The sequence below is a fragment of the Stenotrophomonas sp. STEN030 genome (assembly GCF_056759995.1).
In genome coordinates this window covers 59,737-73,471 of sequence record NZ_JBRREB010000007.1, presented here as the reverse complement: position 1 = coordinate 73,471, position 13,735 = coordinate 59,737, and the positions used below count along the sequence as shown (strand labels likewise).

At 64.5% G+C, this 13,735-nt stretch carries 1 protein-coding gene; it reads right to left on the bottom strand.

What is annotated here, in order from left to right:
* Positions 1 to 78 precede the first annotated feature (78 nt).
* Positions 79 to 13,644, bottom strand: a complete 13,566-nt coding sequence (locus ACVOLR_RS03790) for a filamentous haemagglutinin family protein (protein ID WP_481535258.1) — start codon at positions 13,642 to 13,644, stop codon at positions 79 to 81.
* Between the last annotated feature and the right edge of the window lie 91 nt (positions 13,645 to 13,735).

The following is a 13,735-nucleotide window of genomic DNA, read 5'->3' as shown; positions in this document are numbered from 1 at the left end:
CTGCAAGGCAATTGCATGCGGCCAGACGTGCGCGGTCACGACCACGCACGTTGGCCACGCGGAGCGCGGGCATGCACATCACTGCCGCTTCGTCGTCGACGATTCGAGACGAGCACGTTGCTCGTTGCTCAAGCTGCCCATGCCGACCACCTGCACCACACTGTCGGGGTCGTAGCCGTCTTCGCGCCTCGGCGGTGCCACGCTGCTGGTTTCATTGCCGAAGCCGAGCACCTGCACGCTGATCGTCGACGGCCGGGTCTGCTGCGTCTGCCGCTTGACCATGTCCTGCGCCGCCTGCACCGCGCTGTTGGCCGCGGCGCTGGCCGAGGTCAATGCGCTGACGTTGACCGCGGCGATCACCGGGATGCCCACTGCTTCGCCCTGCACCTGGATGTTGTCGGCATTCAATACCTGCAGCGCGGCAAGGTTGACGTTGCCCGACACGCGGATGCCCGCTTCACCGGCATCGATGGTGCCCAGCGGTGCGATCAGGTCGATGTCGCCCGGCGGAACCTCGGAGATCGGATTGAGCGTGGCGATGCCGGCACCGGTGTTGGGTGTGTTCGGCGACAGCGCGACATTGCCCATCGCGTCGTACACACGGCGCTGCGGCGTATAGACCACGGTGGTCTTGCTGCCACGACCGGCATTGATGTCACCCTCTGCCGACCAGGCCAGGATATTGCCGCCGAAGGTGGTGAAAATGCGGCTCTGGCCCAGCAGCAGGCTGTCACGCGAGTAGATGTTGATGTCGCCCTCGCCCTGGGTCAGCACGCCGGAACCCGCACCTGGACTGAAGCCACCATCGACACCGACCAGGGTGCGGCCCCCCGGCACCATCAAACTGATGTCACCGCCAAAGTCGGTGTGGATGCCTGCATCGTTCACGGTGTAGTACGGCACGTCGTAGCTGGGCCTGCCAGCGGCAATCCATTCCGCCTCGCTCAGGTAGGTCTTCCCAAGCAGCGGCCGACGGCGTGCCACGCTGTCAACGTTCTGATCGAAGTACAGCGCGCTGCTGAACATGGTGAGGTCGCCTTCGTAGGCGATTTCCCGACCTTGTGCGTCCTTGGACGGCAGCAGCGTGGCAATCGCCTCGCGGCCGCGCAGATAGCTGCCCTGGCGCGAGCCGTCCACGTCGTTGTACTCGCGACCAGCGGCCTTGAGTTCGGCGTAGTAGACATTGCGCAGGAATGCACTCTGCTGCTCTACCGGCAAGGCGGCGAAGAAAGCACGCGCATCCATCGTGGCTGCATCGAAATGCAGACCGCGTCCGTTGGCTCCGCCAAAGCGGGCACTCAGCCAATTGACCAGGTGCAGCTGGCTTTCCAGCTTGTACTCGCGTGCCAGGCTGCGGTTGGCGGCAGTACCACCATTGGCCAGCGCGGTGTTGCGGATCTGAACCAGCTCCAGTTGCTTGTCTGCCAGGAAGCGCTCGGCACCGGCTTCGTCACCAGCATAGCCAAACTCGGCCTGCAGCCATTGCGACAGGCTGACCGCTCCGCCATAGACGCGTACCACCTTGCCCTGCTGGTCTGCCAGCGGTGCGCCCGGATCGGCGAGGTTGGCCGCATCCAGATAGCGTGCTGCGAACGCCGACCAGTCGGCACCATGCCTGCCCATGCCAGCGGCCACCGAAATGCCGGCGCCGCTGCTGCGGTCGCCAGGAACCACGTTGACCACCGGCCCGAGACTGCGCAGCTCTCCCTTGTCCGCCATGTACACATCACGGCCAGCGCTGATGTCCAGCAAACCGGGGCCGGCAATGTAGAACGTACTGAAGCGGATATCGCGCCCGGCCTGCACCACCGATACATCATCGGCACTGGTATGCACGATGAGGTTGCCGCGTGCGGTCGCGTTGGTGGCAGCGATGGGCCGCTGCGGCGCAGATGGATCATTGCCATTGGCCTGGCCCAACCAACCCAAAGCACCCACGGTATTGCTGTAAACCGTACCCTGGTTGTCATAGGCACCTAACGGCGTGCCGGAGTTCACGATGTCACGACCGGCGCGCAGCGCTACCGCGCCGCCGCCGTCGTACCAGTTGACCCCCGTCACGATGCTGCCCATGCGCAAGCCAACCAGGTCACCGCTTACCGCGTAGTAGCGCGAAGGTGTCTGCCCCACATAGACGTGACCCGAAGCGGTGGGTGAGGTGAAAGTAAACAGTGGATACACCTGGGCGCTGCCATGCGGATCGGTCGCGTCCAGCAGCACACTGGGAGCCAACGCGTTGGCGCTGACGTTATGCAGGAACTGGCGCCCGTACCACAGCTTCGGACCCTGTCCAATAAAGCCCGGATTCCACGGATTGGACAGTGCGGTCGGATCAGCACCGGAGGTCGAGAACGCGGTGCCGTTTGAATAGATCGAATCTGCCGCCAGCAGCTCCAGCTGGCCCGTGCCCTGCACCACGAACTGATCGGCCACCGGTGAAGGCGCCAACACCACGCCTGCCACGAAGCGCTCGTTGTTCGTGCCCATGATCGGCGACGTCCGCGCCTTGCCATAGAAGATGCTGCCGCTGGCCGCTGCCGCACGCAGTACCGAGGGGTACACGTGATCACCATCGGTGGCCTGCGCATCGGTACGCACGGCGGGATCATTCATCGCCAGGGTCGGGGTGAGATTGCCGCCGGCAGCGAGCAGGTCCACCGCTGTTGATGGCGTCCATAGCGAGAACCAACTCCAGCCACCATCGCTGTAGGCCTGACCATTCGCCTTGAACGGCGTACCACCGCTGACCAGCGGCACTCGCCCGGGGTCGACCACGCTGCCCAGCACCAGGTCGCCGCGTGCGTCCAGACGCGCGCCCGCATCGCCCAGCACCAGCACTGGACCGCCGCTGCCGATGCCCACCGTGGATTGGAAGACGTCATAGACACGCGATTCCTTGGCATCCTTGCCGCCGTAGCGCAGCTCGACACCGCCTACCGCGCCGGACTCCAGGCGCAATGCGCCACGCAGGTTGGTGAAGCTGCCATTGAGTTCCAGGCGGTGGGCGTTGCCGCTGTTGATCACGTTGGCGACCGGCACGGTGTTGCTGCCACTGAACGCACGCAGCGCCGGATCAGCATTGAGGCCACCGCCGATACGGATATCCAGATCACCGCCACCGGTCTGCACCAACTCCCCATTGGCAGCAACACGGCCGGTACTGGCCACGGCCAGATTCACGCCGCTACTGCGCATCAGGAAGTACGAACCAACATCACCGCGGCCCTGCAGCATGCCGGCATCGCCAGCGGCTTCCAGCACCAGGTTGCCACCACCCAGCGTGCCGAAGCCGGTGAAACCGACCTGGCGTGGCATGCCCACATAGTTGTTGTAGTAGTTGGGTCCGTCGGTTGGCCGCACATAGGTGCCGAAGTTGATCCACCATGCGGTGGGCACACCATCGGCACCACGCTGCACACTGCCGCTGCCCTGCCGCCACAGCCAGTTGCCCAGCGAGGCTGTGGGCAGCAAGCCCGGGGTGGCCACACCCAAGGTCTCGTAGCGCAGGGTTGAGGACGGGCGCCCGAGGCTATCGCCACTGATGTTGCCGCCGGCCCGCAGCAACAGGTTGCCGCCCGCTTCGGGATACCAGGCCTGATATAGGCTCTGGCTGCCGCCATCGACCAGATGCTCGAACACGCTGCCTTGCGCACCCAGCACGGTGCCAGCGGTGCCTGCATCGGTCGTGGGCCTGTCGCGCGGCAGGTTGTAGGGATCACTGGCAGCACCGCCTGCCAACGAGGCCGATTGTGTGCCTGCGGTGTAGATGCCAAACAGCGAGGTGGTGGCGATGTCACCGGCAGACACCAGGCGCAGGTCACCGGTGCCGGTGCGCACCACGCTGGCGATCTGCTGGCGGCCAGACTCGGTGCTGAACTCCTTGTCCGGTGGGGTAGCAGGCGTATCAATCGCGGTCAGCTGGCCGTAGCCGTAACTGTCGAGCTCGCTGACATCCGCGCTGAAGAAGCCGTACCCCTGCAGCTCGCCAGCCTGGTCAGCAGTGATGGACGTGCCTGACACGGGCATGAAGCTGAGCAGGTACTCGCCAAAGAAATCCATCACCAGGCGCTCGAACCCGGCGATATCGCCCCACAGGTAGGTTGCAGGCGAGCCGGTGCCGGGCACCTCGACCACCACTCCGCCCTGCCCGTAGTGCGGGTCGGAGAAGCGCAGATCGCCCTTGCTCGAACGCATCACGGTGAGACGATCGGCAGCAGTTGTATCGGCGCCTGCAACCAGGCTGATATCCCAGGACTGCGAACCTGCCTGCAACATTGGCGCCACTGCCCAGATCCGCCCATGATTGCCATCGGCATCGGTCGGGCGCAGGTCGACGGTCTTGGCGCCACCCGGCAGCTTCACATCGGTATCGCTGGGAATAAAAGCACCCTTGGCCAGCGCAAGGTCGGCAGCCAAGGTAACGATCTCCCCGATGGGTGGTGCCGGCAGCGCGACTCCTGCCGGCCAGGTCATCGCATCGATGCGCGCGGCCAGGGGCAGGCGCATGCCCGCGGACAGACGCGTGCCCTGTGGCAGGGTGATCGCATCGGCCAGCACCGCGCCGGCGGCGAACAGCAGTGCGCCGGAGGCGTCGTGCACCGCTGCACTCAGCACCGTGCCTTTGGCCAATGCCAGAGGCAACGCCAAGGTGGCCTCCGCAGGCAACTGCGTGCCGGCTGCCATCTGCATGGCGGCGATCGGCAGGTCGTAGTTGAGCACCTTGCCGGAGTTGAATCCGGTACCGCTCGCCAGCGTTACCAGTCCACCATGCGGCACCACCACATCCGAACCAAACAGCTGGCGACCAGCGGTCAGATACCAACCGCTGTCATCCAGCGTGCTACCCAGTACGCTGCCGTCGAAGCCATCACTGATGCTGCCAAACACTTCCAGGTCACCCTGCGCACGTATCAACAGCGAGCCGGCCTCGCCGGAGCCACGGGTCAGGCTCTGCTGGTTGTTCGGGTTCACGCTGGCATAGCGATGTCCCGACAGGTCGATGTCGCCATCGACATGCAGATTGCCGTCGACGTTGATCGAGGTGTCCGCCACCACTTCCACACCCGGTCGCAGATGGAACTGCTGCCCATGCGTGCGCAGGCCGGCCAACTTGCGATCCATCAAATCGGCGTTGTTCAGCGCGGCATTGATGAAGGTCCGGCTCTGGCCGTCCAGACGATCCAGATAGGTCTGGTCGATGACCTGGTAGCTCTTGCCGTCGGTGGTGACCTCGCTGCCAAGCCCGGCACTTGCATCGCTGATGAAGGCGTTGAGCTGGATGGACTTGGCACCGTCGATGGCAACGGTACCGGCGGCATCGATGGCCACATCGTTGCCCCCCAGCCGCGGCGCATTCAGCGCCACACTGCCGAAGTTGCTGGTGCTGCCGGCCACGCGCAGGTCCATGCGCGCACCACTGTGCAGCGCCAACACACCCTTGCCCGAATCGATCTCGATCAGCGCCCGGTTGGGGGCATCGATGGCCTTGCCATAGCTGTCCTTGCGCAGCACATCGGCGCTGGCATCGAGCACAGCTGAACCGCCCACAGTGACGCCGTTGGAGGCCGCCAGACGAATGCTGCCAGCCTGCTCACCACTGGCATCGATGGTGCCGTTGACGATCAGCTGACCATGATCCAGCGCCACAGAAATTTCGTGCGCCTTGAGCTCATCACCGATGCTCAGGTCGCCCTCGCCGATGCGGAAGCTGCGGCTGCCGCTGACGCCGCTGGCGTTGAGGCGTGTATTGAGCCCGGCAAAATCCGCGATGTAGCGCCCCTGCAGATCCATACGCCCGGCCAAGAACGGAACCTCGGTACCGCCGGCATCGTAGTGCCCACTGCTGCTGCCCAGCAGCTGCCCGAACAGGCCGATGGTGCCGTGCTCGGCGAAGGCGGACAGCTTCCCGCCGCGGTTGAACAAAGCGGATAGATCGACCTTCGCACCTGCCGACTGGGTGACACCACCCGCGCGGCTGTCCAACACCACGTCGCCGCCCCAGCTGTACTTGCTGGTATCGAAGAAGTCGATGCGACGGCCGGCCAGGTCTAGGCGCGCGCCATCGGCAAGCGTCACATCCCGCTGCGCCGACAGCGACAGCTTGCCGCTGGGCAGCAGAACCGCCGTATCCACCACCAAGGCACCATCGCGGCTGTCCAGGGCAATCTCGGCGCCCAGAGCCGACGCCAGCGTTGCGTTGTCCGGCGTGACCAGCGCGCCATTGCCGCTTACATGGATATCACCGCCAGCGGTGATCTTGTTGACCGAGCCGGCGCTGCCGGTCAGCACCGGTGTACTGATGAACAGATCGCCGCCCTGACGGTCATAGGCCTTGGTCGTTGCGTTCCAGTCACCCTGCGATTCGAATACCGCCAACGTGCCCTTGTTGTTGGCTGTCACACGTTCGCTTGCATTCAGATGCACCGAGGCAAACCCCAGTGCCAGCCGGTCCTGCGCACGCACGGTATCGGGCTGGGATTTGGGGCCGAAGCCAAGCACGATGTCGCGTGCATCGACCACCAGCTGCCCCGTACCGGTGCCCGGTCCTCCCGCAACCACGCTGCCCGCCGGAGTCAGCGCTCCGCTCCAGATCAACGTATCGGTGTGGATGCGGGCAACATCACCGGCATTGCCGTAGCCATAGATGGCCGGGGTCCCCAACACCAGCCGCTGCAGCGCGGATTTGCCGGTGACCGCATCATAGGTGGACAGACTTACGTCGCCAAAAAAGTTGACCGATTCACGCGCCTTCAAGGACAGCGCTTCCAGGGCCGGCGCGCCGGTGCTGGCATCACCCAGCAACAGCCGACTCAGCACGTCCTGATTGAGGACCATGCCAGCAGGCAGGGTGCCCCTCGCGTTGGCCGCGGCAATTGCCTCAGCGCTGCCGACATTGATGCCGCCCACCGCCAGCGTCAGGTTGCGGGTACCGTAGCGGACCGTGTCGCCGAGCACGAAGCGATTGTCGGTGGCGGTGGCGATGGTGCCTTCCGAATAGAGTCGGGTATCACCGATGCAGCTCGCATTGACAGCACAGACGCCGATCTCGATGGCGCCGGCACCATTGCCGTCGGAATCAGGCGCTTGCGGTGCAAGCAGATCCAGCTGCGCATTGGATACCGCCAGCACCGAGTTCCTGCCCGGCTGGTAGACGTAGCCCTGCTCGGCGCCGTAGCCCGATGCGCCGCGCCCAAGCGTATTGATGCCCGAGCCCTGCTCCAGGGTGATGCCACCGGCGGTGCGACCGGTCATCAGGAACACATCCGCAGCCTGCAGTTGCGCGCCCTCACGCAGCACGATGCTGTTGCTGCCGCTGGCCGACATCGAGATGACGTTGGCTGACTGCAGTGAGCCGGTGGCGGGGTCCAGGTAGGTGCTCCTCAACTGACCGCCAATCTCCAGACGGGACGCGCCAATCGCATTGAGTTCACTGGCATGGACCGAAACGCCGTCGTATCCATCGGTAGCGGCCGCACCGTCGGCAAGGATTTCGTAGTTCGACGCACTCCACACACGCGCCACCGTGCCATTACCGTCCTTGCCCGGCGCACCCAGCACCGTGGCATCGAACTGCAACGCAGGCTGATCCACCGCACCCGCTTGGCTGGGGCTGATCAAGGCGAAGTTCACCGCCTTGGCATCACGTTCCAGCAGCGGCCGCGGTGCGCCTTCGCGCGCGGCCTGCTGCAAAGCGAAGCTGGCATAACTGGTTTCGTTGTACTGCGAATAGCTGCGCAGCGTATCGGCCGAAGTCAGGATCGCCTGGGTAGGCAGGACGTCGACCGCGCCGGTATTGGCAATACCGAGCTGCGCCGATGTACTCCACGAGCCATTGCGCATGCCCTGCGTCGTACCGAAGGCTGCCGCGCTGCTGGCCAGCCCGTTGAGCTCGACGCGGAACGCGCCAGGCAGCAGGGCATAGGTTGACGGCAACAGCGTATAGGTACCGGCAGGAAGCCCGGGCACACCTGCACCGATGGTGATCTGGCGGCCGATGGCCGGATCGCCTGCGCCCTTCTCCGCGCCAACTGGTGCGTATCCGGCCTGCACGCCCGGCACGATCGCATACACCGGGTTGGTCTTGAGGCCCGGCAGGGTGAAACCATCAACGCCCATCTGCACCAGTGGATTGAAGCGCGCATCGGTGGAACCGCCACGGCCGGAAAGGAAGGCCGCACCGGTAAGCTCGCCACCACCGGACAGGTCCAGCACCGCGCCAGCCTGCGCATTCACTGCATGCGCCTTGAACTCCACCTTCGGTTCCCAGCCGATACCACGGTAGTCGGCGTCCATGCCGTTGTAGTTGTAGGTCAGGCCATCGACAGTACCGCCGTAAGGCATCAACAGACCGTTGGCACTGACCGAGGTGATGCTGCCTGGCAGCAGATTGACCACGCTCGTATAGCCATTGCTGTTGCTGCCCAGCGTTATGCTGCCCAGCGGAGCGCGCAGCACGCCGCCCTGGTTGATGGTGGCGGCACTGAACTCCATCGCGCCGAACACGCTGTACGGCATCGGCGGCAGTGCGCTGCCCATGCGCTCGATGGTGAGTGCACGGGCCGGGTCCAGCTCGATCTGGGGCAGGCCCCATTGGTTCAGCGTGGTGTGCAGGCCGACGCTGACGTTGCCACTGCCGTAGATCTGTGCCGCCGCCAAGGTGGTGTCACCCGGTGAGAACAGGCTGGCCTGCTGCAGGCGCAGGTCGCCCTCGCTCTGGATCCGGACCTGGCCGAACGCGTCGCGTTCGACCGCCAACGGCGTAGCGGCGTTGAGCTTGATCTCACCGCGGCTGCCGAAGCCCAACATGCCGACGATGTCGACCATGCTGCCGGCCAGGGTCAGGTTGGCGTCATCCGCCACCAGCGGCACGCCCAAGGTCCCTGCGGCGGGTGAAACATTGCTGGAGCCGATGATCGGATTCGGCATCAAGGTGTTGTCACGCTGGCGACGGGCGGCGCCTGCGATACGCAGGTACGGCGCAGCCAGGTGCACCTGGCTGTCGCGCGCCGCATTGCTGGACAGGCCGATCGCGCTGGCAGTCAGGTACAAGGCCTGACGCATGCTCAGGTCGATGTCGCCATCCATGCTGAGCAAGCCATTGACGTACAGCGACGCGGTATCGAAACCACCAGCGCGTATGGCATCCACGCCATAGCGGGCATGACCAAAAGCCAGGCTCGCATCCAGCTCACCCACGCCGACATCCGCGGCCAGCCCGCTGCCGCTGTAGTTCTGTTCCAGCACCAGCTCACGTGGCACGCGGACGGCGTCGTCGACCAGTTCGCCCTTGGAGCTCCAGCGATCTACCGGCCCGTAGATCGGCGTCTCCAGATTCAACGCCAGCGTGCCGCCCATGGCACCGGCGCCGCCTGCGGCAGCGTTCAACGTGCCATCGATGAACAGGCCATTGTCCGAGCTCAAGGCAATCACGCCACCGTGGCTGGCCAGCGTTGTTTCACCCATGCCAGGCAGGTCGAGTACAGCCTGCGCGCCCGATGCCTCCAGCCGTGCGCCTTCGCGGACCACGACGAAGGCGTTTATCGCGCCGATGTTCTGCGATAGCAGATTGTGTTTGGCACCAATTTCGATGGTGCCGCCGTCGAGCAGACGGCCATAACGACCAACTGCATCGTCGTTCGCGGTGAATGCCTTGCCGGAAACATCCAGTACAGCCTTGTCGCCGATCCACACCGAGCGCGCTGAAGGCAGACCGGCCGGCAGGTTCGCGTCATTGCCGGTGCCAAAGTCGCCACCCAGCACCGAGATGCGACCGCCATTGGCCTGCAGGCTGCCTTCCAGAGTGATCTGGGCGTTGCCGGTCAGGGTGATCGACTGGCCCGGATCAACGCCGATGTGACTGCCTTTGCCAAGCAACAGGTCGGCGGCGGTCAGTACCGTGCCTGCCGACAACGCGAGGCTTGCACCCTGCCGCAGGCTGACCGTGCCCTTGCCCGGCTGGTCCTGCTGCAACGGCGGCAGCCACACCGACAAGGCCTCATCCGGGTCACCACCACTGGCCAGATCACGCGCGGCAGCCCGGTCAACCTGAAACAGTGGCATTGCCACATCGACGCGTGCGCCATCGACAACCACCACACCATCGCGACCGCTGACGCTGTAGCTCTTGAAACCTGACTGGAACAGCTTGCTGTCCAGGGCCAGGAACGACTGCACCGGCAGGTCACGGTGCCACGACGTGCCAGGCGGAATACGGGTGCCATCAGGCATCACCAGCACGCGATCGGTGACGCTACCGGCGACGTAGTTGTAGGTCTGCTGTGGGATCGGCAAACCGGCAGGAAACACGTTGGCGGGGACGACATAACCCGCAGGAAGATCGGTGATGGTCGACAAGGTAGTGCCGGCGGGCAGGGTCTGGCCGGCGTACATCACCGGTCCGTTATTGGCCAGCTGTACCGTCACCGGCAGCACCCAGGGGGCATGCGTGGTCACCGTGTTGATGCTGTCCACCGAGGGCCGCAGCGTCACCGGCATCGCCTGGCCGCCCTGCACACGGGTCTGCACCACGCTGAAACTGACCGGAATGACCTCTCCTGGTTGCAACACCACATCGGCAGCCAGGCGCAACGGCAGATCGCTCTTCTCGCCCGCTGGCAGCTGCTCGATCGCACTGGCCAGCTCACCGCCGATGCTCACCAGCGTGCCGTGCTCGATGTTGAGCGCACCGCCGCCTTTGACACCGTAGCCGCGGATGGCACCATCGAGTGCAAGCACACCATTGCCTTGGAATTGCCCAGCCGCCAGCGTGACGCTGCCACCCTTGCCACCGGCAACACTGCCATCAACAGCAACCGCGGCACCGGAGGACACGTCGATCAGACTGCCCTGGCCAAGACTGACGCTGCCACTACTGCGCAGCATCACCTCGCCGCCGTTGATGAAAGGCAATCCGGCAATGGACTGTGGGTCCTGCCACTGGTTGTTCCACAGCCCGCGCGCGTCCAGCGTCACGCCATCGGCGATGTCGACCTTGCGCTCATAGCTGGCGGCGGCCAGCGCGCCGATCGGCCGGTCCTGCCAGGGATCACCACTGGCCGTGTGCTGCACCAGCATGTTGCCCAGACGGATGCTGCCGCTACGGGCGGTGAGGTCGGCATTCACGGTTACATCACTTGCATGCAAGGCGATACCACCGCCAGCAGCGACGGTGAGCGCCTCATCCACGCTCACCCTGCCAAGCGCATGGATATCCAGCGCGGCGAACTTCTGTGCATTGAGCCAGGCCGCATCCAGTGTGATGTGCCCGGCCTCGCCTGCAGTACCACCGGAACCAATCGAGACTTCATCGACAACTGCGCCAGGACCAAAGCGTAGCTGGCCGGTGTCCTTGTCGTAGAACGGGTCGTAGGTGCCGATGACCAGTTGGCCACCACGTGCAACTGCGGTCTGCGCCTGCTGGTAGCCGTCCAGCACGGCATCGCGTGCACGCGTCTGCCGATCACCCTGGAAGGTGGTGGATTCGATCCCGCCCTCCAGCTGCGCGGACTGCGTGGCCACCACCATGCGACCGGCGTCGCGGCCGACCACATAGCCATTCTCCAGCCGCTTGTCCGGGCCGATCACCGGGTTGTAGTAATACTCGGTGTTGCCCCAACGCGCGTGCACATCCTCGAAACCACGGTAGAGACCGGTGTACAACAGATCACCGGGTGCGCTCGAGGCGCTGTACAACTTGCCATCGGCGGCCTTGAGATGGGTCTGATGGATATAGCCGGTCTGCACGTCAAGCGTGCCGCCGGAAAGATTGATATGCGAGCCCGCCTGGGTAACCACGCGGCCACCGTTGAACTGCACGGTGCCACCTTGCGCCGACCACTCACCGATGCCATGGCCGGTGACGCCCAGGTAGCCGCCAACTTCCAGCAGACCACCGGCGGTATACCAGCGGTCGGTCTCATAGCCATTGGTGCCGGCCGGCACCAGGACCAGATCACGACGATCCAGCCAGATGTTCTTGCTGTTGAGCGATTTGTCATCGCGGTTGAGCGATGCATCGCGCTGCTCATTGCCCTGCACATTGATCTGGACGTTGTTCGCTTCCATCGCGATCTTGACGCCAACGTGGCCGGATACATCAATGCGCGCGCCACGTTCAACTTCGGCATCAGCTGCATCCACAAAGACCTGGCCACCGGTCGCCAGGGTCAGGCTGCCATCCTCAAAGCGCACATCACCGCCACTGACGATCTGCACCAGCGACTGGTCACGACGGTGCAGGATGCCGTCACCGGCCTTGTCCGATTCCTGCACCAGGGTCTCGCGCTGCACATCCAATGCGGTGGTGGCGCTATTGTCCAGCACCACTGCGGTGGTGCTGCCCTGGCCAAGCGCTACTTCTCCATCGGCGTCATCGCGCGCGGTCTGCAGATGCACGGTGCCGCGTGTGTGCACGGACGTGGTCGCGACCAGCGCGCCATCCTGGCGCACGTCATGGCCAGCCAGGGTGATATCGCCGGTCGTTGCCTGGATCAGGCCCGTGTTGCTGACCACACCACTGGCGGCGACCACATCAACCCCGCCGGCAACTGGCTTGCGCAGCGTGGTGACCACGTTGCCGCGCGTCGTCGAGGTCTGGTTCTGCTCGGTTCCCATGCCCTTGCGGATCACGAAGGCATCACCAGCGGCCAACATCGTCTGTCCGTTGGAGGTGCTGATCTGGCCGTCGTTGTGTACCTGGCGACCGAGCAAAAGCACATAGCCGCCGCCTTCCGTCACCGAGGAAGGCGCGTGGGTACTGATCTGCGCGCCACGCTCGACGATCACGTCGCCAGTTGCAGCCGAGTGGTTGAACGTGGTCGTGGTGGTGGTCAGGTCATTGGCGAAGGTGGGAATGAAGCCATTGCCCTGCGCATCACCGTAAATGCCCTTGCCGAACTGCGCATCGCTGATGTTGACAGCGGATGCGGCCAGGTTCTTTACATTGACCTGGCTGCTGCCGTCGAATACTACGCCGTTGCGGTTGATCAGCATCACCGTGCCTTCGCCCTGGATGCGCCCCAGGATCTGCGAGGGACGACCGGTGGGGTCGTTGATGCGGTTGAGCAACGACCAACTCGCTTGCTGGTCGAAGTCCACCACGGTATTGCGACCGACGTTGAAGGTCTCCCAGTTGAGGATCGCCTTGTCAGCGGTTTGCTGGATACTGACCGTGGTGACGCCATCCTTGCTGCTCTGGCTTGCCGCATTGGCGTTGTGCCAACCACGGGTCAGTGCATCGTCATCGATCTTCAAGCCGCCTTCGCCGAGGCCGTCCGGCACCTGGCTGGGACGTGCACGTGCCGCATCGCGCGCGGTCTGCTGCAGGCGCTGCTGCATGGCGATAGCCCGCGCGGCGGTATTGAGGTTTTCCAGTGATGTCTTTAGCGTATCGCGCGCCTGCTGCGCCTGCTGGTCGCTGCGTTGCAGGTTCGACGGCATGCCATTGGGAAGCCTGCCGGTCTGCGCTGCGGTCTGCTGCTGCGCGCCCTTGCTGGCAAACCAGGCGGGACTGAAGGCCTGCTGTGCACTGACGCCGCCGCTGACGCTGCCGGCCATCAGCAGCACCGCGATTGCCTGTGACAGTACCCGTACCTGCGGCGCCCGCGTGGTACCGGGAACAACCGAACCATTGTGCTGCTTCACCATCGCCGTCACCCGTCGCAATATCGTTCGCTGATAAGGGCAAGCGCATATCCCCGCGCTGCAATACGAACCTGTTCCGACCGGAAGCGAGATT